The 26,877-nt window shown below is 48.3% G+C and carries 22 protein-coding genes; 15 read left to right on the forward strand and 7 right to left on the reverse strand.

Annotated features, from left to right (window positions below):
* Positions 1-13: 13 nt before the first annotated feature.
* The 5 genes from RIH33_RS04365 to RIH33_RS04385 are packed head-to-tail and all read left to right on the forward strand — an operon-like array spanning position 14 to position 5,027.
* Positions 14-1,357, forward strand: coding sequence for an NfeD family protein (locus RIH33_RS04365; protein WP_406653948.1), 1,344 nt, complete (start codon positions 14-16; stop codon positions 1,355-1,357).
* The gene (gene kdsB / locus RIH33_RS04370) at positions 1,354-2,091 is read left to right on the forward strand and encodes a 3-deoxy-manno-octulosonate cytidylyltransferase (protein ID WP_406653949.1); all 738 of its coding nucleotides are present in this window, start codon (positions 1,354-1,356) and stop codon (positions 2,089-2,091) included. The genes RIH33_RS04365 and kdsB overlap by 4 nt, the downstream gene beginning before the upstream one ends.
* Positions 2,088-2,273, forward strand: a complete 186-nt coding sequence (locus RIH33_RS04375; protein WP_406653950.1) for a hypothetical protein — start codon at positions 2,088-2,090, stop codon at positions 2,271-2,273. Before kdsB ends, RIH33_RS04375 begins: the two co-directional genes overlap by 4 nt.
* Complete coding sequence (locus tag RIH33_RS04380) at positions 2,248-3,225, forward strand: DUF3667 domain-containing protein (protein ID WP_406653951.1); 978 nt, start codon at positions 2,248-2,250, stop codon at positions 3,223-3,225. The genes RIH33_RS04375 and RIH33_RS04380 overlap by 26 nt, the downstream gene beginning before the upstream one ends.
* Before the next feature lie 8 nt (positions 3,226-3,233).
* Entirely contained in the window at positions 3,234-5,027 is a 1,794-nt protein-coding gene (locus tag RIH33_RS04385) for a MutS-related protein (RefSeq protein WP_406653952.1), read from the forward strand.
* On the opposite strand, the gene RIH33_RS04390 is transcribed toward RIH33_RS04385, so the two are convergent.
* The gene (locus RIH33_RS04390; protein ID WP_406653953.1) at positions 5,017-5,202 is read right to left on the reverse strand and encodes a Lacal_2735 family protein; all 186 of its coding nucleotides are present in this window, start codon (positions 5,200-5,202) and stop codon (positions 5,017-5,019) included. The two genes, RIH33_RS04385 and RIH33_RS04390, sit on opposite strands and share 11 nt — an antisense overlap.
* Positions 5,203-5,252: 50 nt before the next feature.
* Between RIH33_RS04390 and RIH33_RS04395 the strand changes: the two genes are divergently transcribed.
* Both RIH33_RS04395 and RIH33_RS04400 read left to right on the forward strand, forming a co-directional pair.
* Complete coding sequence (locus tag RIH33_RS04395; RefSeq protein WP_406653954.1) at positions 5,253-6,209, forward strand: glycosyltransferase family 2 protein; 957 nt, start codon at positions 5,253-5,255, stop codon at positions 6,207-6,209.
* Positions 6,210-6,255: 46 nt separating this feature from the next.
* Entirely contained in the window at positions 6,256-6,498 is a 243-nt protein-coding gene (locus tag RIH33_RS04400) for a hypothetical protein (RefSeq protein WP_406653955.1), read from the forward strand.
* A gap of 1 nt (position 6,499) precedes the next feature.
* On the opposite strand, the gene hemL is transcribed toward RIH33_RS04400, so the two are convergent.
* The 3 genes from hemL to guaA are packed head-to-tail and all read right to left on the reverse strand — an operon-like array spanning position 6,500 to position 11,196.
* Entirely contained in the window at positions 6,500-7,792 is a 1,293-nt protein-coding gene (gene hemL / locus RIH33_RS04405; RefSeq protein ID WP_406653956.1) for a glutamate-1-semialdehyde 2,1-aminomutase, read from the reverse strand.
* Positions 7,782-9,641 (reverse strand): hypothetical protein, encoded by a 1,860-nt coding sequence (locus RIH33_RS04410; protein WP_406653957.1) that lies wholly within the window; start codon positions 9,639-9,641, stop codon positions 7,782-7,784. Before RIH33_RS04410 ends, hemL begins: the two co-directional genes overlap by 11 nt.
* Before the next feature lie 28 nt (positions 9,642-9,669).
* Positions 9,670-11,196, reverse strand: coding sequence for a glutamine-hydrolyzing GMP synthase (guaA, locus tag RIH33_RS04415; protein ID WP_406653959.1), 1,527 nt, complete (start codon positions 11,194-11,196; stop codon positions 9,670-9,672).
* Between the two features lie 100 nt (positions 11,197-11,296).
* Between guaA and RIH33_RS04420 the strand changes: the two genes are divergently transcribed.
* The 5 genes from RIH33_RS04420 to RIH33_RS04440 all read left to right on the forward strand — a co-directional run bounded on the left by RIH33_RS04420 (position 11,297) and on the right by RIH33_RS04440 (position 17,513).
* Positions 11,297-13,921 (forward strand): MGH1-like glycoside hydrolase domain-containing protein, encoded by a 2,625-nt coding sequence (locus RIH33_RS04420; protein ID WP_406653960.1) that lies wholly within the window; start codon positions 11,297-11,299, stop codon positions 13,919-13,921.
* Between the two features lie 67 nt (positions 13,922-13,988).
* Positions 13,989-15,617, forward strand: a complete 1,629-nt coding sequence (pafA, locus tag RIH33_RS04425) for an alkaline phosphatase PafA (RefSeq protein ID WP_406653961.1) — start codon at positions 13,989-13,991, stop codon at positions 15,615-15,617.
* Positions 15,614-16,264, forward strand: coding sequence for an HAD family hydrolase (locus RIH33_RS04430; protein WP_406653962.1), 651 nt, complete (start codon positions 15,614-15,616; stop codon positions 16,262-16,264). The genes pafA and RIH33_RS04430 overlap by 4 nt, the downstream gene beginning before the upstream one ends.
* Positions 16,265-16,309: 45 nt before the next feature.
* On the forward strand, positions 16,310-16,978 hold the full coding sequence (locus RIH33_RS04435; RefSeq protein WP_406653963.1) for a DUF4159 domain-containing protein: 669 nt from the start codon (positions 16,310-16,312) through the stop codon (positions 16,976-16,978).
* Between the two features lie 22 nt (positions 16,979-17,000).
* Positions 17,001-17,513 (forward strand): GNAT family N-acetyltransferase, encoded by a 513-nt coding sequence (locus RIH33_RS04440; protein WP_406653964.1) that lies wholly within the window; start codon positions 17,001-17,003, stop codon positions 17,511-17,513.
* A 7-nt stretch (positions 17,514-17,520) separates the two neighbouring features.
* Here the strand turns inward: RIH33_RS04440 and RIH33_RS04445 are convergent, their stop codons facing one another.
* On the reverse strand, positions 17,521-18,144 hold the full coding sequence (locus RIH33_RS04445; protein WP_406653965.1) for a hypothetical protein: 624 nt from the start codon (positions 18,142-18,144) through the stop codon (positions 17,521-17,523).
* Positions 18,145-18,360: 216 nt separating this feature from the next.
* Here RIH33_RS04445 and RIH33_RS04450 point away from each other — a divergent pair, with 216 nt between their 5' ends.
* Entirely contained in the window at positions 18,361-19,626 is a 1,266-nt protein-coding gene (locus RIH33_RS04450; RefSeq protein WP_406653966.1) for a DUF418 domain-containing protein, read from the forward strand.
* Positions 19,627-19,771: 145 nt separating this feature from the next.
* The gene (locus RIH33_RS04455) at positions 19,772-20,767 is read left to right on the forward strand and encodes an amidohydrolase family protein (RefSeq protein ID WP_406653967.1); all 996 of its coding nucleotides are present in this window, start codon (positions 19,772-19,774) and stop codon (positions 20,765-20,767) included.
* Between the two features lie 7 nt (positions 20,768-20,774).
* Here RIH33_RS04455 and RIH33_RS04460 read toward each other — a convergent pair whose 3' ends face one another.
* Entirely contained in the window at positions 20,775-22,937 is a 2,163-nt protein-coding gene (locus RIH33_RS04460; protein WP_406653969.1) for a DUF6851 domain-containing protein, read from the reverse strand.
* Between the two features lie 97 nt (positions 22,938-23,034).
* Positions 23,035-25,173, reverse strand: coding sequence for a PQQ-binding-like beta-propeller repeat protein (locus RIH33_RS04465; RefSeq protein WP_406653971.1), 2,139 nt, complete (start codon positions 25,171-25,173; stop codon positions 23,035-23,037).
* 137 nt (positions 25,174-25,310) lie between these two features.
* On the opposite strand from RIH33_RS04465, the gene RIH33_RS04470 reads away from it, so the two are divergent.
* Positions 25,311-26,876: a serine hydrolase domain-containing protein gene (locus RIH33_RS04470; RefSeq protein ID WP_406653972.1), complete on the forward strand. Its 1,566-nt coding sequence runs from the start codon at positions 25,311-25,313 to the stop codon at positions 26,874-26,876.
* Position 26,877: the final 1 nt, after the last annotated feature.

Below are 26,877 nucleotides of genomic sequence, written 5' to 3' on the forward strand. Positions count from 1 at the left end.
TAGGACAGCCACTATGCTTAAAAAATATATCTTCTCTTTCTTCATCATTTCTGGTCTCTTCGCTTTTGGTCAGGATAGCACAGGTACAAAGGTGCTCCACCTCAAGGTGCTTGACAATATCGATCCCAGAACCAACAGATATACGGAACTCGGGCTTGAAAAAGCCAAAGAATTGGAAGTGGACTATGTGATATTAGAGCTGGACACCTATGGTGGAGCGCTCAATGATGCAGATGAAATCAGAACCCGCATCCTCAACTTCGACCGGCCGGTTTATGCCTTTATCAACAAGGATGCAGCTTCAGCTGGCGCGCTCATTTCCATTGCTTGCGACAGTATATACATGGCCAAGGGATCCAGCATTGGTGCAGCCACTGTGGTCACTCAGGATGGCACAGCCGCTCCTGATAAATACCAGTCTTACATGCGGTCTATCATGCGGTCCACAGCGGAAGCCAAAGGAAGAAACCCACACATTGCCGAAGGCATGGTGGATGAAGATATCGACCTGGACAGCATTGCCACAGAAGGAAAAGTGGTCACATTTTCAGTTTCTGAGGCTATCAGATATGGTTTTTGCGAAGCTGAAGTGAGCAGTATCGATGACATCATGTCCAGATCTGGCATTTCCTCCTATGAAATCACGGAGTTTAAACTTGGCCTGACCGATCGCATCATCGCCCTGTTTTTGAATCCATTCGTCAGCGGAATTTTAATCCTCGTGATTATTGGTGGTATTTACTTCGAGCTGCAAACGCCTGGAGTGGGTTTCCCCATACTGGCCTCGGCCATAGCGGCCATCCTCTACTTTACCCCTTACTACCTCAATGGCCTGGCCGAAAACTGGGAAATCATCATTTTCTTTGCCGGAGTACTGTTGATCGCGGCAGAGATTTTCGTCATTCCCGGGTTCGGTGTGGCGGGTATTTCAGGTCTCATCCTTACGCTGGGGTCATTGATCCTGGTTATGTTAAACAATGACACTTTTGATTTTTCATTTGTGCAGGTAGATGATATTTTCATTGCTGTGGCTACCACACTTGCCGGACTGATGGGCTCCATTGTGATCATGTTTATGGCTGGCGCACGGCTCACCAATTCCCGTTTTTTTAGTCGAATTGCCTTGCAGGACATTCAGGATCAAACAGAGGGTTATACTTCCAGCTTCTACAAAAGCAAATCGATGGTAGGCAAAAAGGGCACGGCGTACACCATACTAAGGCCAAGTGGTCGTGTGGAGATAGAGGGAGAGATATACGATGCCTACACACGCGGAAATTACATTGAAGCCGGAGTAGAAATAGAAGTGATCTCAGATGAAGGGACCTCTCTGAAAGTGCGGGAAGTAAAACCATGAGGATATTAGGGATCATACCAGCCCGGTATGCTTCATCCAGATTCCCTGGAAAAGCACTGGTCGACATTCATGGCAAAACCATGATCAGGAGGGTTTATGAGCAAGCCATTAAAAGCCAACTGGTAGACAAAATCATAGTGGCAACCGATGACCGTCGCATCTTTGAAGAAGTGGAGCATTTTGGCGGAGAAGTGGTGATGACCAGCGCTGCACATCGCAACGGTACCGAACGATGCGCGGAAGTGATCCGGGAGCATGCCGGATACGATTATGTGATCAACATACAAGGGGATGAACCTTTCATTCACCCGGAGCACATAGACAGTGTAGCCACCCTGCTGGATGGCAACACCCAACTGGCTACCCTGATCAAGAAAATTACTGATCCGGCTGTACTGGACGACCCATCCGAGATGAAAGTGATCTTTAATCAACACCAGGAAGCCATCTATTTTAGCAGAACCTGCATTCCTTACCTTCGCGATGTGAAGCCTGAGGACCGCCTCAAAAAACATACTTTTTATAAGCACATAGGCATCTATGGTTATAGAAGAGACATACTGCTGGAAATCACCGGGCTTCCTCCAGGCACCCTCGAAATGGCAGAAGCCCTGGAGCAACTCCGATGGCTCGAAAACGGATATACCATCAAACTCGGTTTGACTACTCTGGAAAGTCAGATGATCGATACCCCAGAGGATCTGGCCAAACTCACGCAGGACATGACATTATGAGAAAGACTTTAAAATTTACCACCTGGACTTTCATGGGGCTTGCCGTGATCTTCTTTTGGCTTTCGCTTCGCAGCACGGCCGATAACCTGGAGTACACCATCGTGGCCATGGTGATGATCGTGATTGCCTGGGGCAGCAACTATTTTCTAAGGAAGTATGAAAAAGGAGAAAAGGAAGACTAAAAACTGCCTCAATTGCGAATTTCCGCTCAAAAGCACCTTTGAATATTGCCCTCAATGTGGTCAGGAGAATACCGACAATCAGATTTCCTTTGGCAAGTTGATCAAAGACTTTTTTGCTAATTATTTCTCTCTGGACTCCAGATTTGGCAGGAGCATTCATCCGTTCTTTCTGAAACCGGGCATCCTAACCAGAGCATTCATGGAGGGTAAAAGGGTGAAATACGCTAACCCCATTCGACTCTACCTGGTGGTCAGTCTGATTCACTTTTTCTTCTTTTCCATTAATATGGATGGGAAATCAGACAAAAATGAAGGGATCATTAAGCAAAACACTTCGGACTCATCGGACAACGCACCGGCGATAGTGACGGAGACCGACGACCTGGATTCGCTGGATAGCAGCTGGCCCATCTCAGGAAAAGAATGGCGGATTATCAGCCGAATGTCGAGGGATAAGGCAGCGGACTACAGCATCCGGCAAATTGAAGATTCAATTCACAATGAGCTGAAACCATTTGCCGCAGCCTATATCAACCGGCAGATTATCAAACTTTCGAAATCTGACATGCCGGCCATCAATCGCTACATTGTCAAAAACATTCCGATCCTGATGTTCTTTCTCCTGCCTGTATATGCGCTGCTGTTAAAAGTATTTTTCAGAAAGCGACTCTACATTAACCACATTATTCACAGCTTACACCTGCATTCCTTTGCCTTTATTGCACTGACTTTTTTATGGATAATTGGACTCATCAGTTCCTCGTGGGCTGATACTGTTGACATTGTGTTTCTTATAGCAATCATGGGATACCTGGTGATCTCCTTCAAGAACACCTATCAACTTAGTCTGATGAAAGCCTTTTACAAGGTCTTTCTGAGTGGCTTCCTGTACACCATCATTATGGGAGTCAGCTTGTTCTTTGGTGTAGTTATCAGTCTGTTGTTTTACTAAACCCACGTATGTCCGCAACTATTTTTCAAGGCCGTATCACCCATTTTGAAGAAGAATTGGCCAAACATAGCCATCTGGCCACGCGGTACTCGCTCCTCAGGGCCTTGGCGTTCCTTTCGGGAGTAGCATTTTTCTTGTTCTTCCTTAATCAAGATCACTGGATATTTGGTCCATTCCTTCTGGTAGCTGTGGTCGGGTTTATATTTTTTGTAACCAGGCATCAACTCCACGAAGGGAGAAAAGCCTTTTTCACTCAACTGATCCTGATCAATCAGGAAGAAATGGATCGGTTAGCGCTGAACCTTTCAGGATTCGGGACAGGCAAAGCTTATGGCCAAAAAGACCATCCGTATCAGGCTGACCTGGATATACTGGGACAGCACTCCCTGTTTCAGCTCCTCAACAGGTCCGCCCTGCCGGATGCTGAAAAATTACTGGTAGAATGGCTATCCGAATCGGCCGATGCAACGACTGTTGCAAAGCGCCAGGAGTCCATCCGGGAATTGAGCAAGGAAGTGGACTGGTTTCAGCGCTTTAGAGCTACTGCCCGGGTGGCAGTGAATCAGAAGCGCAAAGAAGCGCCACACATACAAGCCACTCACCTCAACCAGTGGGCATCGAAGCAGCTCATCCTTCGGATGAGTCTTTGGAAAGCAGTCGCCGTTACCCTGGTGGTGGTTGCGCTTGGTCTCGGTGCTGGTATTTTACTTCAGTGGCTACCTTATCAGGTAATTTATATTTCCATTGTCTTGAATGCGGGCTTTCTGGCGCTGGTCATCAAAAAGCTCAACCATCAGATCACAGGTATTGACAAAGCGCATTACATGGTTTCGACGTACAGTCACATGATCTCCGAAATCGAGAAGCAGACCTTCACCTCGGAGGAACTCTGCCGCTTGCAGGCTCAACTCACCTCACCCAACAGCGCCTCTCTGGCCATCAAAATGCTATCAAACCTGACTTTGCGAATCAGCGCCAGAGGCAACATGTTCTATATGATCGCGGATTTTCTACTGATCCTGGATGCTTTTTTACTGTTGGATATTTTAGAATGGAAACGGACAAACGCTGACCATATGAATGAATGGCTGGATGCGGTGCATCACCTGGAGTGTCTGATCAGCACGGCGGCTTTTACCCACGCCAACCCCCATTACGTTTTTCCCGAGATTGGTCTCACAGATCAAAACCTGAAAGCATCCGATATGGGCCACCCGCTGGTTTCGGCAGCCGAAATGGTCACCAATGATTATGAAATTTCAGGCGCAGGATCCGTAGACATCATTACAGGATCCAATATGTCAGGAAAGTCGACCTTTCAAAGGACCCTTGGCATCAACATGGTACTGGCCGGAGCAGGCGCACCCGTCTTCGCCTCAACGTTTAGTTTTACCCCGTGTCGCCTATTCACCAGCATGCGAACCCGTGACAACCTGGAGGAGCACACCAGCTCCTTCTATGCTGAACTCAAAAGAATTGCCCAGCTGCTCGAGATGACAAAAAAAGGGGACGTGGTTTTTTTCCTGTTGGACGAAATACTGAAAGGAACTAACTCCCAGGACAGACATACCGGGGCAGTGGCATTGGTGAAGAAACTTACCAAAACTGAAGCTTTCGGGCTGATCTCTACCCATGACCTGTCACTTGGACAACTTGAAGAAACAGAACCAAAGGTGAGAAACTACAGCTTCAACAGTTCAATTGAAGGAAACAGAATCATTTTTGATTATCAGCTCAGTACAGGAGTTTGTCGCAGCTTCAATGCTTCGCAGCTGATGCGAAACATGGGGATTATTGACTAGTCGCCTTCTCTAGTTCCACAAGTTGCAGTAAAATGCGCTGGGCTTTACGCCGGGTGAGCTCTGCAGCCTTTAAATTGGACATTTCTAACTCATATACGCGCTCCATGAGTTTATCATATCGATCTTGCAGGAGCTCCCTTTTGGGTCTTGGACTAAAGATATTGAATATATTCATGATTTTTTATAATTATAAAAAGAACTTGTTTAACCACGAAATGTTTTAAAATGGGCCAGGTTTCCATCATCATGCCGGTGAAAAATGCTGCCAAATACCTCGAAGAGGCTATTCAAAGTATTCAAAATCAAACCTCAGGCGATTGGGAACTGCTGGTTATTAATGACCACTCAACCGACTCAAGTGACCAAATACTACAGGAGTTCAAGGCCAAGGACTCTCGCATCAGGCCTTACCAAAATACAGGTACAGGTATTGTGCCGGCACTGCACCAGGCCTTTGGGCTAGCCACCGGTGAGTATGTAACCAGAATGGATGCAGATGATGTGATGCCCGCTGACCGCATACAAAAAATGAGTGCACTTTTGGAGGCTTCGGAGCCCAAAACCATCGTTACCGCGCTGGTCAGGTACTTCTCTGGGCAGCCCGTAAGTGGTGGCTATCAGAAGTACGAGCAGTGGCTCAATGAGGTGAATCGCTCGGGCACACAATGGCAAAATATCTACCGTGAGTGCGTCATTGCTTCCCCCAACTGGATGGCCCGAAGGGCGGAACTGGAAGAAATCAAAGCATTCGAAGACCTGCAGTATCCCGAGGACTATCACCTCACCCTTAAATGGTATCAATCTGGATTTAAGGTAAAGACCCTACCAGAGGTGATGCTCCTATGGAGGGAACACAGTGCCCGTACCTCCAGAACCTCCGATCACTATACTCAAAAGGCTTTTTTTGAACTGAAAATCAAGCATTTCATTGAGATGGATTTACACACCCCTCACCTGGTGGTTTGGGGTAAAAATCCAAAGGGGAAACTAACAACAGAAATCCTGAGCCGTCACGGAATTCCCTTTATCTGGCATGACCTGAAAAGCTATCGCAAAATAGAAAACCTGGAAAACCCTCAGATCATAGTGGCGGTGTACCCGAATCCTAAGGAAAGAGGCCAAATAGAGAAATACCTTACGAACCTGGGCCTGATGCCCGGTAAAAATTGGTGGTATGTCTGAGATTTTAGTTCTTTACAGTTTCTGAAACCCATCAAATATTCAAACGATGAATAATGCCATCTACCTGCAAGCCCTTACCGAAGATCAAAAAGGAAACTGGGAGCAGGCGCACGACTTGATCCAGGACCTGAGCAGTCCGGAAGCTGCCTGGATTCATGCCTACCTTCATCGCAAAGAGGGTGATCTCTCCAACGCCCGGTACTGGTATCACCGGGCAGGTAAGCCATTCCCCACGGTAAGTCTGAGTGAGGAATGGGAAATAATTTATCAAACCCTTGACAGGAGATAATTCAATTAACCAGGGATTTTAAGCTCTCATCATTGGCCCGGATAATCTGATCAATGTCATCATCAGAAAGTACCGCTGACACAAACAGGGTTTCGAACTGTGATGGCGCCAGGTAAATCCCCTGATCAAGCATTTTATTGAAGTAGCTTCCGAAAAGTGCGGTATCGCAGCGCTTGGCAGACTCGAAATCCACCACCTGCTGATCCGTGAAAAACAGACTATACATACTCCCTATCTGGTTGATGGTATAATTCAAACCCAGCACGTTCAGGGTTTCGCGATAGCCGGAAACGATTCTTTTGGTATTGGACTCGAGTTTACCATAAGTTTCCTGGTGCTCACTCAGGTACCGAAGCATCGTGTATCCTGCCGCCATGGCCACAGGATTTCCCGAAAGGGTACCTGCCTGATATACGGGACCCTGAGGTGACACAAAATCCATTATTTCCTTCTTTCCTCCGTAGGCCCCCACCGGCAGGCCTCCACCTATAATTTTCCCCAAAGTAGTCATGTCAGGGATCACTCCAAGCCGCTCCTGAGCTCCACCCCGGGCGAGTCTGAACCCCGTCATTACTTCATCAAAAATGAGGACGATGCCTTCTTGATCACATATTTCCCTGAGTCCTTCCAGAAAACCTGCCGCAGGCAACACGCAGCCCATATTACCGGCCACAGGCTCAATAATAATGGCTGCTATTTCACCTTTGTGATTGCTCACAATTTCCTTCACTGCCTCCAGATTATTGTAAGGGGCGAGTAGCGTGTCTTTGGTCGTACCGGCCGTTACTCCCGGACTGTCCGGCGTGCCCATCGTCATGGCACCGCTCCCGGCAGCGATCAGAAACGAGTCCCCATGCCCATGATAGCACCCTTCAAATTTGATGAACTTATCTTTCCCGGTGTATCCCCTGGCCACTCTGATGGCCGACATGGTGGCCTCAGTCCCTGAGTTCACCATTCTTACTCGCTCTATGGATGGCACCAGCTCACAGATCAGCTCGGCGATCAACACCTCGCGCTCTCCCGGAGCACCAAAAGATGGTGAATTTTGAATCGCCTTGATCACCGCTTCCTCCACCAGTGGATTGGCATGACCAAGAATCATCGGCCCCCAGGAGTTGATCATGTCAATGTAGGAGTTTCCATCCTCATCCATCATGTGTGCTCCCTTGGCTGATTTGAAAAAGATGGGATCTCCACCTACTGCCTTGAAAGCACGAACGGGTGAATTAACTCCACCCGGTATGTAATTTTTTGCCCTGCTAAAAAGCGATTTACTCTTTTCAATCTTCATACATTTCCCTGTTGACTACTTCTAATTTTGCATCCTTGAACCGTACCATTGGCACCACCTGATTGTCATTGGCCACACCATACCTGAACCCCTCAAAAATTCGCCCTTTTCTATACACTCCACTGCGTAAATCGGTCTGGAAGTACTTACCATAAGTGTGCATCATATGCCCGGCAAAATAAACCAGTTCATACCCCCTCAGGTGGTTCACGGATGGCCTGGTTTTATATTTGGCGATAAACCGATCCTGAAAGTCACGGTAGTAAAAGCTGTTTCGATCCTTGTAATCGGGATCACTCAATGCCACACCCAGCCTGTCGAGCTGATTAAACGAGAGCATGGTAAAGTCCAGCCAGTCGCCATAGCCATAAAGACGCATGCTGTCCCCACGGGTCTCCACGGCGCTGATCAGGTTATTGGCAAAAAGGTTACTTCGTGTAGCTGCAAGAATGTGACCGATACTGTCCGGTGCAATGCGGAAAAGTTTCTCATAATAGACAATCCGATTCTGATCATCATCATAGCTGATGGGTAACACAAAGTCTGGATTACGGGACATTCTTTCCATTTCATCCCTACGAATTCTTCTGCTTTTCACAAACCGTCCCCGGATTTCCTGAATTGAATCGGCCTCTTCCCGGCTCATATAATGATCATACTGTGCCCACAGGGTATCGAGGAGCTGGCGAGAGTTATCCCTCGTGATCTCCCGAAAAAGTACTACCTCAAATCCGGCATCTTCTAACTGCTGCTTATAGACAGCCGCAAAGACGGAATCCCGGGCTGATTGCTCATAAAAGATCATGGCATAAGGGTTCTTATTTTCAGCAATGGCAAACTCAGCACATTTCACAGCCATCGTTTCATAGCTGGGACGCATCAGAAATGAAAACGGATTGTCCCCTACCACATCTGAATTGGAAGAAAGCGGATTGAATTTATTGATCTTATTAGCTATAGAGTATTGATCCACTAAGGCATTGGGCTCCGGATAAAGGGGGCCAATGATCAAATCGGTATTCTCAAATCCTTTGCTTTCCAGAATTCTTCGGGTCTCCGACGCCTTCCTTTTGGTATCATAAGGGAAAATATTCACCGGCTCCCCTCTCCTGGTCAGGTCTTCCGCTGCCATCAACATCCCCTGATACATGTCCATCACCAGGCTGTTTTGAGTAATCACCGATGTATTTTCCAGCGACTCATACAAAAAAGGCATGACTACTGAGATATTGTACACTTCCTTCCGCACGAGGGGTAATTCGTACGCCGCAATGGTATTAATATCAAAACCCCACTCCGTGATTAGCGCATCGATGCGTTGAATGTCACGTTCGGAATAGGTGGCCGCATTCAGTTTCTTCACCAATACCTGAGCCAATGGCTTACTTTCCGGGTACTCATTATACAAAGAATCTACCTCAGCAAGGTCCAATGGTGAAATAAACGTAGCAATCATCTGCTCCTCAGCACCGGCATTGAGGGACTCATTGGTCAGCTGAGCACTGTATTCCAGGGCTTTACTGAAATCCCCCGTCTTGAAATTGGCGTAAGCCAGCCAATACAAGACTTCTGGTTTCTGATCCCACGTAGGAAACTGGATGAGTACCTGCCGCCACATATCCTTGGCTACCGCAAAGTCTTCTTGCTGAAAGGCGCAAAGTCCAAAATAAAAAGAGGCATGCCTGCCAAAAACTTCGCTTTGTGACAAAGCCGAAAAAGCCGCCTTTGCACTGCTATATTGAGCATTATTGAAAAGACGCTTGGCCTCCAGGTATTCCGCCTGTTCACGCTGTGCATGCACAAGCACACAAACCAATAACATCCCGGATAAGAGCAAATACTTCTTCACAATAGCGCTGGTTTAGATTCAATCAAAATTATTCCCACTCGATGGTCGCTGGTGGCTTGCTGCTAATATCGTACACCACTCTGTTTACGCCACGCACCTTGTTGATTATTTTATTGGACACCTCAGCCAAAAACTCGTATGGAAGGTGTACCCAGTCGGCCGTCATACCATCAAGGCTGGCGACCGCTCGCAATGCCACCACCTGCTCATAAGTACGCTCATCACCCATTACTCCTACTGATTGCACCGGCAACAGCATGGCCCCTGCTTGCCACACCTGATCATAGAGTTTGGCTTGTTTAAGACCACCGATAAAGATATCATCTACTTCCTGAAGGATTCTTACTTTCTCTGCAGTAATGTCTCCCAGAATCCTGATCCCCAGCCCAGGCCCGGGAAAAGGATGCCTTCCTAAAATATTATTGGAGATTTCCAGCGCCCGACCCACATTTCTTACTTCATCCTTGAAAAGCAAATTCAGCGGCTCCACCACTTTCAAATTCATCTTCTCAGGCAATCCACCTACATTGTGGTGTGATTTGATGGTAACGGAAGGTCCATTGACAGACACAGACTCAATCACATCAGGATAGATGGTGCCCTGCCCCAACCATTTCACATCCTTAATCTTATGCGACTCCCGGTCAAAGGTCTCAATAAACACCCTACCGATGGCTTTTCTTTTATCTTCCGGATCAGTGAGCCCCTTCAGGGCTTCATAAAATTCCTCCTTGGCATCTACTCCCTTCACATTGAGCCCCATACCTTCATAGGACTCCAGCACCTGCTCGAATTCATTTTTCCTGAGTAAGCCATTATCCACAAAAATACAATAGAGGTTCTTGCCGATGGCCTGGTGAATAAGCGTGGCTGCTACCGAGGAGTCCACTCCACCGGAAAGTCCCATCACCACTTTGTCATTGCCCAGTTTGGCCTGCAGCCCACGTACCGTATTTTCCACGAAAATATCCGCTGTCCAGTCCTGCGAAGCAGCGCAGATATGCACTACGAAGTTTCGAAGCAGCGTCTTACCATCCAGGCTATGTGTCACCTCGGGGTGAAACTGAATCCCATAAATGGGTTTGTCTTCTACCTTGTAGGCTGCCACTGGTATACTCTCCGTATTGGCAATTACCTGAAAATCCTCAGGAAGTTCTGTGATGGTATCCCCATGAGACATCCATACCTGACTTCCTATTTCTATTTCTTTCAACAGATCAAAGTGCGCATTGATGTGCGCCAGCTTAGCCCGGCCATACTCCCGGTGCTCTGAGCGTGTCACCACCCCACCGTGCTTGTGCGCCAAGAGCTGAGCGCCGTAGCAGATGCCCAAAATGGGATATTTCTCCAGGGCTTTGATGTCCAGATCAGGAGCACCTTCATCCAAAACCGAGCAAGGACTCCCCGATAGGATGATTCCCTTGGTAAATTCGTCCGGGTCGGGAAAGTGATTGAAAGGATGAATTTCACAATAAACATCGAGCTCGCGTACCCTGCGAGCGATGAGTTGTGTATATTGAGAACCAAAGTCCAGAATGAGAATCTTGTCTGTCATCCCGCAAAATTAGCAGATTCAAGCAAACGCTAAATTGATTTTTTACTTCGATTTGAATTATCCCCAAATTTACTTTGATTAGCCCGCTGAAAATTGACGTATGACACAGGAAGAAAAACGGTTAGAAGAGTGTAGGAAGGGTATTTCCTGGAAAGAATGGGGTCCATATTTATCTGAAAGACAATGGGCCACTGTGCGCGAAGATTATACTGAATCTGGCAACGCCTGGGAAAGTATTGTCCACGATCAGGCCAGAAGCAAGTCTTACCGATGGGGTGAAGACGGTATCGGCGGATTCAGTAATTCGGATCAGCGAATTTGCTTTGCGTGGGCCTTCTGGAATGGGAAAGATCAAATCCTTAAGGAACGATTATTTGGCCTCACAGGTCATGAAGGTAATCACGGCGAGGACGTAAAGGAACTCTACTTCTACCTGGACAGCACGCCTACCCACTCTTATATGAAGATGCTCTATAAGTATCCTATCAATGAGTTCCCTTACTCAGATATGGTGGTGGAGAATCTGAAGCGGACTAAAAAACAACGGGAATATGAAATCCTGGATACCGGAGTATTTGATAAAGACGAATATTTCGATATTTTTCTGGAGTATGCCAAAGGTGCCCCTGATGATTTTCTCCTGAGAGCAGAAGTGCACAACAGAAGTGATAAAGAAGCAGAGCTGACCCTACTCCCCACATTCTGGTTTCGCAATACATGGTCTTCCGGCAGGGACTCCCATATCCCTGAAATTTTGCAAGTGAGCGCCACAGAAATGCTCATCAAACACCACCTGCTGGGAGACTATCATGTCTACTTTGGCGGGGAAGTGAAGGAGCAGATGTACTGTGACAATGCCACTAACAGAGTGAGGCTCTATGGGGTTCCTAACAAGCAGTCCAACTATCCCAAGGATGCAATCAATGATTACATCGTCAACGGAAAGAAGACCATTAACCCCCAAAAGAAGGGCACCAAAGCAGCTGCTCACTTTAAAGTAACAGTGCCCGCTAAGGGTTCTAAAACTGTGGAGATAAGGATGTCTGCCAAAGCCCTGGATCAGCCATTCTCAGACTATCAGGAGCTGCTGGAAAAAAGAATAGCAGAGGCGGATAGTTTCTACAGGTCCATCCAGGCCAGGGTGATCGACAAAGACCTTAAAAACATACAGCGCCAGGCCTTCGCGGGTATGATGTGGAGCAAACAATTCTATTACTACAACATCAAAAACTGGATACACGGCGACCCGGGCAGAATGAAGCCCTCCGCTTCCCGAAAAAAGGGGCGAAACTCCGACTGGCAGCATGTATATAACTATGATATTCTCTCTATGCCGGACAAGTGGGAGTACCCCTGGTTCGCAGCATGGGATTTGGCATTTCATTGCATACCCATCACAAGGATAGACCCTGACTTTGCCAAGGATCAGCTCCTGCTCCTTCTAAAAGACCGCTACCTGCACCCGAATGGTCAAATACCCGCCTATGAGTGGAATTTTAGTGATGTGAATCCGCCAGTACATGCATGGGCAGTCCTGCGTGTTTTCCAGATTGACCGGGAAACTACCGGAAAACCCGATTTTGACTTTCTTCAAAGGGCATTTCACAAACTCTCCATCAACTTTACCTGGTGGGTGAACCGAAAAGACAAAGAAGGAAACAATGTGTTCGAAGGTGGCTTCCTTGGATTGGACAACATTGGGGTGTTCGACAGAAATCACCCAGTGGTGGAAGATGCCAGGCTGGAGCAGGCAGACAGCACCAGTTGGATGGCCATGTTTTCACTGAACATGCTTCGCATTTCTTTGGATCTGTCCATGGAGTACCCTGTGTACCAGGATATGGCTGTGAAGTTTTTCGAACACTTCCTCTACATAGCCGGAGCCATGAACAGCATCGGAGACACAGATGTGGACCTTTGGGATGATGAAGATAATTTCTACTACGACGTGATGCACACGCCGGACCAACCCAACCAGCGGATGAAGGTGCGCTCCATGGTAGGATTGATCCCTCTGTTTGCGATTGAAATTCTGAGAACTGAGGTTTACAGCCGATTGCCGGAGTTTAGAGAACGGCTGGATTTCTTTCTGAAAGAACGTCCGAAACTGGCCTCCCTGGTGGCCCGCTGGGAGGAACCAGGGGAAGGTGAGCATCGCCTGCTCAGCATCCTTAGGGGTTTCCGAATGAAAAGAATCATTGAGCGAATGTCTGACGAAAACGAGTTTCTCTCAAAGTATGGTATCCGGGCACTCTCAAAGTTTCACCTCAAAAATCCATATAAACTTGAAATAGACGGTCAAAAACTGGAGGTGGCTTACCTGCCTGGAGAGTCTGACTCCTCATTCTTTGGGGGTAATTCCAACTGGCGTGGCCCCATCTGGTTTCCGGTTAATTACCTCATTTTGGAGTCTCTGTTGAAATATTCGCATTACTATGGAAAAGACTATTTGGTAGAATTTCCTATAGGCAGTGGAGTGAAACACACCCTGCTGGATGTCACCCGTGAGATCTGCTTGAGATTAATGAAAATTTTCATGAAAGATGAAAATGGGGAGCGCCCAGTCTATGTGGGCAACAAGAAGTTTCAAACCGATCCCCATTTCAAGGACTACATTTTGTTCTACGAATATTTCAATGGTGACACAGGTGAAGGACTTGGCGCCTCACACCAGACCGGCTGGACTGGCCTGGTGGCCGAACTCATTCATCGCTATCACAATTAAACATTTAACCCTGTAATCACCTATAAGTAATACGAGCTTCCTAGTTTTGTACAAAAAAAAAGAGCCGATGCGAAAACTCATCCTGATCCTTTTTCTATTGCCCTCCCTTGGGGTACTTGCTCAGACCAAAAAACCAAAGCTGGTCGTTGGAATCGTCGTAGACCAAATGCGGCATGAATACCTCCAGCGATTTGAATCCAAATATGGAAACGACGGATTCAAAAGGATGATCAGAGATGGATTTGAAGCCCGAAACAACCACTACAACTACATACCAACCTACACTGCACCAGGCCATGCCTCCATTTACACGGGCACCACGCCGCGGTATCACGGCATCATTGGCAATGACTGGTACAGCCGGGTGTTGGGTCGCTCTGTGTATTGCGTGGGCGACACTGCTGCCAACAACGTTGGCGGAAGTGCCCTGAGTGGCAAAATATCACCCAAAAACCTCTTCGTCAACACCATCACCGATGAGCTTAAGTTAACCACCAACTTCAGATCCAAAGTGGTAGGAGTTTCCATCAAAGATCGCGGGGCAGTCCTTCCTGCCGGCCACTCCTCTGATGGGGCGTATTGGTATGACTCCCGTACGGGAGAGTTTATGACCTCAGACTTCTATATGGACGCCCTCCCACAATGGGTGGTAGATTTCAACCAAAAGAAGCTGGTAGATAAATATTCCAATCAAACCTGGAATACCCTCCTGCCCATAGCTGAGTACACAGAAAGCACTCCTGATGACAGCCCTTATGAATATGGCTTTGAAGGCAAGGATACCCCTACCTTCCCATATGACCTGAAGGTACTCAGAGAACAAAATGGCCCCTACGGACTTATCCGCTCTACACCTTTTGGTAATTCGCTGGTACTCGATTTGGCGAAAGCTTCTATTAAGGGTGAAAAACTTGGTACTGACCAGATCACGGATTTTCTAGCAGTCAGCCTGTCATCCCCGGATTATGTAGGGCACAACTTCGGTCCCAACTCGGTAGAGGTGGAAGACACTTACCTGAGACTCGACAAGGACCTTGGGGACTTCCTGGCTTATCTTGATAAGGAAATAGGTGCCGGTGAATATGTGGTTTTCCTCACTGCAGACCACGGAGTAGTGGCTAATCCTCAGTTTTTATTAGATCACGGCCTTCCCGGCGGGTACATCGATACCGATGAGGTAAAAGAGATTTTTGCAGATGCAGTAGCTCAAAATCTGGGTGAAGGAGATTATTTACTCAGCATGTCCAATGACCAGATATTCCTCAACCGCGACCTGATCGACTCAGCCGGACTGGACCTGGAAATCATCCAAAAAGCGTTTGCGGAAGCGGCCATGAAAATCCCTGCTGTTGCGGAGGCTTTCACCGCCACGAGCCTGGCTACCATGGACTATTCAGACCCTATGCGTACCAATTTGCAAAATGGCTATAACCGTAAGCTCTCCGGAGACGTACTCCTGTTCATGAAACCTGGCTACCTTACTAACACCTACGGGCTAAAAGGCGCTTCACATGGCACCGGATATTCCTATGACACCCATGTGCCCCTGCTCTTTTTTGGGGCTGGTATCAAAAAAGGAGCTACCGTAGAGAAAACCTACATTACTGACATTGCCCCTACACTAGCGATGTTGCTGAATATTTCCATTCCCAATGCCGCCGTGACCGGCGCACCTATAGAAGAGATTTTTGAATGATCGGACTGATATTTGATATGGACGGTGTTATTGTGCACAACAATGAATACCATTATCTGGCCTGGCAAAAACTGGCCAAAAAGTACAATGTGAAAATTACCCGAAAGTACTATCGGGAGAAAATGAACGGCCGCACCCTCATGGAGCTAATGGAAATCATCTTCGATGGGGAACTGGACAAAAGTCAGGCACTAAGTGTCGGGTTAGAAAAAGAGGCCATCTACCGGGAGCTTTATGCCGAGCACAGGGAAGCCACCAAGGGGCTGATCCCATTCCTGGAACTGGCCAGATCGAAAAACATTCCAATGGTCGTAGGCACCTCCGCTCCAAAAGAAAACGTGGATTTCACCCTGGACGGGCTAGACCTACGTAAGTACTTTGTGGGTGTGGTAGATGATAGTATGGTTACAAAGGGTAAACCCGAACCTGAAGTATACCTGAAGTGTGCAGAGATGATCAAGAGAGAACCTCAGAAGTGTATCGTATTCGAAGACGCGCTCTCAGGCATCAAAGCGGGTCAAAGAGCGGGTGCCAAGGTCATTGCACTGGCCACCTCTCATGAACGTAAAGAACTCTCGGCGGACCTGATCATCGATGACTTCACACAACTGAAGTGGGAACAGGTAGAAGCGCTATTAGGCGTGTAATCAAAGTTCCCTAAACGGTTAAATTTGAGTAAATTCTGCCCTCGTATGTGGAAATGTCTTTTTAATACCTTATTCTCCTGCCTGTTGGTACTTGCCACGCAACCCGTGGAGGCACAAACGCTCAGAGTGGCCAAGCTGAAATATGATGGCGGAGGGGACTGGTATGCTAACAAAACTGCCTTGCCCAACCTGATCGCGTACTGTAATGAGTATCTGAAAACAGACATTGCCCGGGAAGAAGAAATTGTGGAAGTGGGCAGCCCTGACCTGTTTCTGTTTCCCTATGTGTACATGACCGGGCATGGCAATGTGGTGTTCAGCAGTCAGCAGGCCGAGAATTTAAGGAACTACCTCACCTCAGGTGGGTTTCTGCATATAGACGACAACTACGGGCTGGATCCGTACATTCGACTGGAAATGAGTAAGGTTTTTCCAAACCTCAACTTTGTGGAGCTCCCTTTTGACCATCCCATCTACCATCAGAAATATGATTTCCCGGAAGGGCTTCCTAAAATCCACGAGCATGATGGCAAGCCAGCTCAGGGGTTTGGTATTTTCCATGAAGGTCGTCTGGTGTGTTTCTACTCCTACGAGAGCGATCTCGGCAACGGTTGGGAGGATCAGGTGATCTACAATGATCCGCAGGAAGTACGCTTAAAAGCCCTCAAAATGGGCGCTAACATTATTAGTTACGTATTTACAACGGAGAATTAAAGGTTGATACTCTATTAATACCATGTCATTTCTCTCCACCCATCGCCTTATCATAGAAAAAGTTACCCTCAGCGATGGTCCGTTTGTCCTGGAGCTGATGAACACCCCCACATGGATCCAGTACATTGGGGACAGATCCATCAGAAATCTGGAGGATGCCAATGCCTACATTCAAAATAATTATCTCAAAACCTACGAACAGTATGGCTATGGCCTCTATAAGATGGTACTCAAAACCAGCCTCACGCCCATCGGCATGTGTGGTTTTGTGAAAAGGGACTACCTGGATGCCCCAGACATTGGGTTTGCGGTGCTCCCGGCATATGAAGGAAAGGGATATACCTCTGAGGCAGCTCTCAAAATCATGGACTATGGCCTCCATACACTCAACCTGGAGCTCATCCTGGGAATCACTTCACCAGAAAATATCAGATCACAAAGCCTGTTGGAGAAACTGGGACTCAAAAGACAAGGCACCATCGCCTCAGCAGACATAGGCAAAACGTTGTATTTCTATTCCACCGCAGACTCCTGAGGCATCATCAGCCCCCTTGGTAGGTGGAATACGCCCAAATTATCAGCAGAAACAATAGCGAGATTAAACCTCCCAGCACCCCAAGGATAATGCCCAGGATCGGGAGTGTTTTTCCTTTCTTATTGGCCGTTTTCTGGTACGATTTCAGGGATAAGGCCCCGGTAATGATACTGACCAGAAACAAAGGAAAAGCCCATGAAGTCCAAAATGATACGTGACCGAGCGTTCTTGCTTTTTTGTAGTTAGGGTCTACAGGAATTGGTTTGAGTGTATCTGCCACTACTTTCAGTGGCTGGTTCATCTCTTCTGTTTCGGGATCATCTGGCTGTGTGCTGAAATCAGACGCTTCATGCGGCAGCAACTGTAAGTACACACTGAAATTTGGTTCGGGAGGCTCAATCATGAATTGACCTGATGCGGACGCGAGCATCGGATACTCATCCATTCCCCTGGATGGAATGGGTCTTACTGGCCTGTTGATGACCCGTGACCTTGCAAACAACTGTCGGGGTGGTCTGTCCCGCACTTGTTTTTTGACAAGAAACACCTCCGGACATGCCGCTCGCTGCAACGGAGCCTTGCAATGCACCATCAAAAAGAGGAACAACAGTAGGTAAAACGCCCTGATCATCACAAACAATGCTATTGATAAATGTAAGCACTTCGTGGATGTAAATCAATTCGGGGTTACCATGATCTGAAAGTTTTAAAAATAGAATTGACCAGTCATTAACTCAGAGCCTACCTGCAGTTTTTTTCCTCCTGATATTGGCACATTCAAAGCCCTTCCGGTAACTTTCTCCGTAGATCCATTTGAACCAACCAAACCAGCAGCTAAAACCAGCCTATGTCCCAGCCCCTCCTAAGTCCGGCACCTACCTCCTCATCAGAAAGAATCGGCACATTGGATTTTTTGAGAGGTCTGGCCATCCTCGGTATCCTGGTCATCAATATTGAGAGTTTTTCCTACCCGGACCCCTGGAGTCCCTTTAAAAATGGTTTTAGTGGCCCTGAAGACCATACGGTTCGTTTCTGGGTTTATTTTTTAGCTCAAGGCAAATTCTTCAGCATGTTTACCCTCCTATTTGGTGTGGGCTTCTATATTTTTCTGGAAAGACTGGAAGCAAAGGGAGTTGGACTTAAGGCCCTGGACATTTACGCACGCAGACTACTTTGGCTTTTTATAATAGGTGTCATACACGCCTACCTGATCTGGGATGGAGACGTACTCTACCATTATGCAGTTTGCGGCTTTCTCCTCTTTCCATTCCGGTCCTTCTCCATCAGGCAGCTATTGATGGTGCTCTGCATACCTATTGGCATTTTGCTTTTCAACGATTATCAACACACTCTCCGCGCTCAAAACTCACTTCAGGCCTATGAAGCGGCCATTCAGATAAGTGAGGATGAACGTACCCCAGATGAGCAGCGCTCCGTGGACCAGTGGATCAGACAAACCACAGAAGGGAAGTCGGAGCTGAGAGTAGATGAAACACCCCGCCAGACTCTCCTTGAGAGCTGGGCTGCCAATGCCACCCACACCAGGGTACACAAAGGGGCCATCCTCTATCAGGGCATCTTCTTTCGTACCCTGATTATGATGATTTTAGGTATTCTTCTATATAAATCGGGGATTTTCGAAGACTACCGGTCAGTGAAGTACTACTGGCCACTTACCATCACCATCCTGATACTGGCCCTTGTCATTAACTACCATCGCTATCAGCACTGGACGTACGATTTCTACCATCCGGTCACCAGCATCTGGAAAGGTTGGCTCTTCACTTTCCCTAAGGAAACGCTTGGATTGGCATACATTCTCGTATTTAATGGGCTCTATCAAAAGTGGCTCAAAAACAGCCAGTTCAAAATCATTTCCATTGCCGGAAAAATGGCCCTCACCAATTACATCTTTCAAAGTATCCTCTGTGGGCTGATATTCTATGGGTATGGGCTGGGCCAGCACAACGAACACTCCAGATCTGAACTCTTATGGATCGTGCTCGTTGTATGGACCATCCAGCTTGGTCTGAGCTGGTGGTGGATGAAAAGAAATACACAGGGGCCCCTGGAATGGATGTGGCGGAAGTTGACCTACAAATCATTCAACTAACTGATAGGGTCCAAAGGTGTAGTTGACAATATGCTCAGGTTTTTCTACCTTGTATCACCTCAAGTCCCCTAGTCACTTATGCGCATGGCCAGGTCATGCTCTGACTCTCTCTCCTATTATTCAGTATCTCTTGTATCCTCCAATAATGAAAAAACACCTTACACCTCTAGTGTGTCTTTTAAGCACCGCCCTGTTTGCCCAGTCCCCCCCGCTCCCCATCATTGATATGCATGTACATGCTAATCATGCTGATTTTACAGGTATTGTTCCTATGACCATATGTGTTCATAATGAAAAGTGGCCCACAGTGGCTGCCGGATCTGATTGGGCTGAGACCTTAATACAGGCCAGCCAAAATTGCGACTACCCTCTGGTTTCTCCACCCACCGATGAGGAGGTGATGAATCAATCCTTAGCGATCATGAAGAAATGGAACATCTATTCAGTGACGAGTGGTAGACTCACCGAAGTGTGGAAAGACGCCGCTCCCGAAAGAATCATTTCCAGCTTTTACTACCGTGGGGATGGCCTGGATCCATCCCCCGATTCCCTACGCTCACTATTTGAGAAGGGGATCTTTGAAGTACTCGGCGAGATCGCCACACAGTATAATGGCATCAGCCCCGACGACCCTTCTCTGGAACCTTACTGGGCATTCGCCGAAGCACTTAATATCCCTGTTGGGATCCATATAGGACCATCACCCATTGGGGCGGCTTATCTGGGATGGGGAAAAAACCGTGGACGCCTGCATAGTCCATTGCAACTGGAGGAAGTATTGGTCCGCCACCCAAAACTCAGGCTGTATGTGATGCATGCCGGCTGGCCCATGATAGATGAACTACTTACCCTGCTCTGGAATCACCCACAAGTGTATGTAGACATCAGTGGCATCATTACCGATCTTAATGAACCCGCCTTTTATGATTATTTAAAAAAGATCATCCTGGTGGGCTTTGGTGACAGAATTATGTACGGATCGGATCAGATGATTTGGCCTCAATTAATGGAAATCTCCATCCAAACTATCGAGTCAGCACCTTTCCTATCCACCACTGAAAAACGAGACATTTTATACAACAATGCCGCCAGGTTTTTACAGCTCTCCGAGGAAGAAATAAGGCGTCATCATGGCCAATAAGACACCCTCAACGCACCACCATCTTCATGGTCTTTGCATAGTGGGGATACTGTAGCCTGACAAGGTAAATACCCTCATGCGAAGGCATCTGCAGTGGGTCTCCTCCTCTGAAAACCCTTACTATTTTGCCATTAAGGTCATAAACAATGGCCTCCAGGCAACCCGTCGGCATAGTCAGAACAGACATTGGTGCCACCGGATTGGGTAAGTGAATAGGTTCCGTATGGGGTACGCCCAGGGTCACTCCCTCAAAGTAAGATTTAGTCACTTCAAAGGCCCTTTTTCCCACTTTCTCACCAATCAGGCGCCCGGGAATGTCATCCACCGGGGGGTGTATACCTCCCCATATCCGGGAAAGACTGCACTGGTCGCTGGCATCACGGTAGGTAGCCCATTGTAGCACCACATCCACGCTTGGGCCCTCTTCAAATACCAGGAATTCATTCTTCTTAGCCACAAACTCACCCATTCCCCCAGGAAAAAAAGCACTTCCTGTGAGGGCGGTGAGTACCTCAGCAGCGGCTCTCGAATAAGTAGAATGACCAGACACGTACCCTGCAAATGGAGGCGTCACGAAGGTAGGTCTCTGATAAGGCCACCAGTTCTCTGCCAAAATCCACCCAACCCCGGCATCATCCGTCTCAGGGTTTTGAATGAAAGTGGGGCCCCGCCAGGCGTACAGTTTGATCTTACCGATGTGCTGGCCCTGCAGCCCCGAAAGTGGATCGTTATTGCCCCTTACCACTTCCACCTTGCCCGGAGCCAGCTTGATTCCCGCCGGATGATAATTTCGTAAGGTCTGATCCGATGACTGTCCCAAAGAAGCCATGTACCTGATCGCCGATATCGGTCGGATGTAATCATAATACCCCTTGATCCCCCAGGAAGAAATAGCGGCATCATGCATGGCCCCACCGAGTGTGAAATAAGCTTTGACATCCCACTCCAGAGCATCCATCACCGGCCCCCCACCCTGGTATCGTTTCTCAAACTGAGGATGATCACTCACATAATTAAGAATGGTAAACCAATGCCCTGGTGGGGTTTCAGAATGGGGCCCATCTGCCCAAAACTCGGCCAACACCCGGGTATAGTCACCACGTGGCACCACCTGAGGGGCATATGGCTGACGGGTAACTGGATTGACGGGGTGGCCTGAGCTGCGATCGCCTCCCTCACGGGCATCATAGAAAGTTTTCATTTCCTCCACGTTTTCAGGAAAATGGCGGATATCCAGGTTTCCAATAGCTCCCGGAGAAATATCCCAGAGCACTCCGTCCGTGGGATCGAGATGTGCCGACCACAAAGCCACCATTTCATGACTCCATACATAGTCCGCACTTTTTTCCTTGCTTTTAATGTCGAGTTTTGGCGGGGCTCCGGGATCATGATAGACCCAATAAGTCTGATTGTCTCGTTTTTTGACCGACAAATGGCTCTTGTTCAGTGCAAAGGGAACGACATACCCCCATTCAGCACTCAAAAACTCCGGCACAATGTTATAACTCACGTGGCCTGACTGATCAATAAATGCCCCAAAGGCCAAAGGTTGCCACCGGTTGGGATCGGTCATTTTCCGGACACCAGACAGCTCAGGGGCCATCGGTTCATTCACAGGTACATAAAACTGATTATGGTAACCAGCAGATTCAAAAGACCCATCCTGATCACCAAAAGCCAAAATCTGACTGGCAATGTAATTTCCCAAAGCCGAAGGTGTTCCATTGAGGTAGTCCGTGGACACATTGGCCGGATCATAACCCAATGAAGCCATCAGGGCATCCATTTCCGCTTTGATCAGTGAAAAACCCGGTGAGTTACCAAACCGATGTTCCAGTAACCGATAAACCGCATAGCTCAGAGCCTCCTCCTGCGCCAAGGTAATGTTTTCCGGCATGGGGACTCCCGAAAAAGGAATATGAAAACCAGCATGCAGGCGACCGAGAAAATAAGGAGACGCCTGCAGGTCATAGGCAGCCCAGGCATCATACATGGCCGTGGATATATGAAATAAATTTCGGGCATGTACAGTGGGCCTGGCGAAATCATTTCTGATGGCATCCAAAACTACTTCATTCCACTGCCGCGCTACGGAATGCTGAGCAACCCCCGTGGAACCCAGGCCCACAAGGCAACTGCATATAAGGAGACGATAAAAAAGAAATTTCATGATCAACCAGGCTTGTTCACACAACAAACATCAGACAATAATCCCCCATTTTCATTCTGACAGAATGAGTATAATTTCAAAGGTTTACCCTTTGGTATTATTCCACCTCCGGCAGCGCAAACGCCACATACTCATCCCCCTTTTCCGGAGTATCCTTGCCACCACTGGCCGCCACTACCACATACTGTCGGCCATCCACCTCATAGGTAGCTGGTGTGGCCAGTCCGGGTCGGGGGAGCCTTCCCTTCCAGAGTTCAGCTCCGGTTTCCTTATCAAATGCCCGAATGAATGGGTCTTTCGTTCCGGCAATAAAAATCAATCCACCTGCGGTCACTACTGGTCCGCCATAGTTTTCAGTACCTGTTTGGGGAATCCCCCGGGCAGTTAGTTCTTCAAACTCGCCCAATGGCACTTTCCACTTGATGGTACCATCATTCAGGTCTATGGCATTCAGGTGCCCCCATGGTGGTTTCACTGCCGGGTAGCCATCCCGGTCCACGAAACGCTGATAGCCTTCCATGCGATACTGTAAAGCTTCCAGGTTGGTCTTTGTTTCAGATTCTGCTGCTGCCTGGTCTGAGGCTGTCCAGTTGAGCAGATAATCGATGAGGGCAGTTACCTGATCATCATTCAGGTAGCTGAATGCCGGCATACTGCCTTTCCCTTTTCGGATTCGCTCAGCCATCTCCTGAGGTTTCATCCGTGACTTTACATCGGTGAGCGAGGGCACGGCACCATGAAAGGTGGAGCCGCTCAGGTCAGCCCCATGGCAGCTCATACAGTTGGCCTGATAAAGGCTTCGGCCCATGGTAAGCGGATCCTGATCGTCGGTATCCAGCTCTATCATCTTGATGATCCAGGCCATCTCATTTCCGTTGACATAAAGTATCCCGGTGGTAGGATCATAGCCTGCTCCACCCCACTCACCTCCTCCATCCAACCCCGGATAAAGCAGCGTACCCTCGGTACTTGGAGGAATAAACTGCCCACCATACCGGTAACCTCTTAGCCGAGTCAGGAGCTCTTCCTTATGGTTTGAGTATGGATTTAAATCCTCTTCGGTCAACGTTTGTCTGGAAAATGGTGGTGGCTGAACAGGCAGCGGCTGGGTAGGCCAGGCAGCCTCTCCCGGGAGTTCAGAGGGTGGATAGGGCTTTTCTTCAATCGGGAAAAGAGACTCCCCTGTCTCCCTGTCAAACACATACACGTGCCCCGACTTGGAAATCTGAGCCACCGCATCCACTGATCTCCCATCCTTTCGCACCGTGACCAACGTAGGCGGTGCCGGGAAATCCCGATCCCAGATATCATGATGCACGGCCTGAAAATGCCAGATACGCTCACCGGTATTGGCGTTGAGGGCAATGAGGCTATTGGCAAACAGGTTGGCGCCCTTTCTATTGGCTCCATAAAAATCATAGGATGCCGACCCGGTGGGTACAAACAGAATACCACGCGTCTCGTCCACGGTCATTCCTGTCCAGTTGTTAGCCCCGCCAATAAAACGGTATGCGGTAGTGTCCTCCCAGGACTCATAACCGTACTCTCCGGGGTGCGGGATGGTATGAAAAATCCACTTTTGCTCACCTGTGACGGCATCAAAGCCCCGGATGTGACCTGGAGCCGCCGGCAAGGTTTCGGCAGTAAGAGAGCCCATCAGTATAAGGTCTTTATAAACCGTGGCCGGGGCATGGTACTGGTAGGTAAGACCAGTAATGTCTCTATCGAGTCCTTTGGTCAGATCAATCCGTCCTCCATCACCAAAAGAGGCCACCAGCTGACCGGTTTCTGCATCCAGGGCGTAGAGATACTTATCCGCCGTGAAGATGATTCTCGTTTGCTCACCGTCGGTCCAGGCAGCCAATCCGCGGGCAAAATCTTTTTTATCCGTGCCTTCGAAAGGATCAAACTTCCATTTCTCCACACCAGTTGCCGCATCAAGTGCAAAAACCTTGAAATGTGAAGAAGCAGCAAAGAGTGTACGCCCGATGATCAGTGGGTTACACTGGCTGTAGCTCTTGCCATCATCATCTCCGGGCTCATAGCTCCAGGCCTTTTGTAGCTGTGTCACATTTTCCCGATTGATTGCTGTCAGGGAGGAGTAGTGTGTGCGTCCGGCATCTCCCAGGTAATTATCCCATGTCCTGTATGGGTCGCTGGAGGTAGTAGCACTGTCTTCACAGCCGCCCCCAAAAAGGGAAGCCAGAATGACTATAAATCCCGTAATTCTGTTCATGGTTGGTAGTTTAGTCCTTATGGAAAGGTAAACAATACCCACCGATTCCTAAACCCGTTGCCACTCAAAGCATTTTTTTTCATAACTTCTGGTGACTTATTTCAAACCAGTTTTAGATCTCCGTAATCCAACCCTCTATGCGAAAACACTTTGCCCCTCTTTTTATTCTGCTCACCTTCCTCATCAGTTGTAATAATCAAGAGGCATCAGACAAGGAATCATCTGGTGACCTCCCCAGAAGCACGCCGGAGGCACAGGGTATCTCCTCTGTCGCCATTGCCGCTTTGATCGATTCGATGGCGCAGAGTGGCCTGGGCTTTCATAGCGTTATGATCATTCGCCATGGGCAAGTGGTAGCAGAAGGTTGGTGGAATCCTTACCAGAAAGAGTTGAAACATTCACTCCATTCCCTTAGCAAGAGTTTCACCTCCACGGCCATAGGATTTGCGGTGCAGGAGGGATTGCTGACGGTGAATGATCCTGTGGTCTCCTTTTTCCCTAATGACTTGCCTGCTGAGGTATCTGACCGGTTGGCCTCTATGACCATTAAAAACCTGCTGACCATGAATACCGGACACGCTGAGGGCACACTCAATGCCATGCGAAACGACTCCACCGGCAACTGGGCACGTGCTTTCCTGGCACAGCCACTTACCCATGAGCCCGGCACCCATTTTTTCTATAATACCGGAGCCACCTATATGCTCTCCAATATTCTTCAGCAGAAAACGGGCATGACGGTGCAGGACTATCTGACTCCACGCTTGTTTGAGCCGCTGGGCATCTCCGGTATGGACTGGGAGGTGGATCCAAAGGGTGTGAACGTGGGTGGATACGGTCTTCGGGTGAAAACAGAAGACATTGCCAAGTTGGGGCTCCTCTACCTGAACAAAGGTGAATGGAAAGGTGAGCAGCTGCTGTCGGCAGACTGGGTGGAAGAAGCCACCAGCAAACAAGTAACCTCACAGGAAGGCGACAATGACTGGTCACAAGGCTATGGTTACCAGTTCTGGAGGTGCAAACCTGCCGGGCTCTACCGTGGAGACGGAGCCTTTGGCCAATATTGCATCGTGATGCCGGAGCAGGATGCCGTGGTGGCCATCACCAGCGAAACTTTTGATATGCAGGCCTGCATGACCCTGATCTGGAAGTACCTCCTGCCCGAAATGAAGCCCGACGAACTCGATGAAAACGAACAGGCCTTTCAGGCCCTGCAGACCAAAATGAAAACGCTCACCTTACCCGTGCCTACCTATCGTGCTTCCTCTCCCATGACAAGCCTGCTTCAGGAAAAAGTCATAGCGCTAGAACCCAATGAATTTGACATTGAAGCGCTGGCTTTCTCCTTTGGTACCGGGGAGGTCTCTATGGAGATTTACAGGCCTTATGGTCAAAGCAGTATGATACTGGGTGTCAATGAATGGCGCTCAGGTGACCTGGATCGCTATAACCTCTTTGAACGTCCCGCTCAACAGCCCATCAGGTCATTGACCGCCGGCACTGCGGGCTGGAAGGACGACAAAACCATGGTGATCAACGTGCGATACCTCGAAATGACCCATGGAGACCAGATCACCCTTACCTTTGATGAAAAAGGGAAAGTAACCCTCTCCTTTCTGGGGAGCGTGGCTGCAGGGCGACAGGATGGATCAGAAAACCGAGCGCCTATCACTGGTGTAATACAACAGAAAGAAACCCTCTAAA

Origin of the sequence: Marinoscillum sp. (assembly GCF_040222955.1) — a bacterium.
In the GTDB taxonomy this organism is placed as follows: Bacteria; Bacteroidota; Bacteroidia; order Cytophagales; family Cyclobacteriaceae; genus Marinoscillum.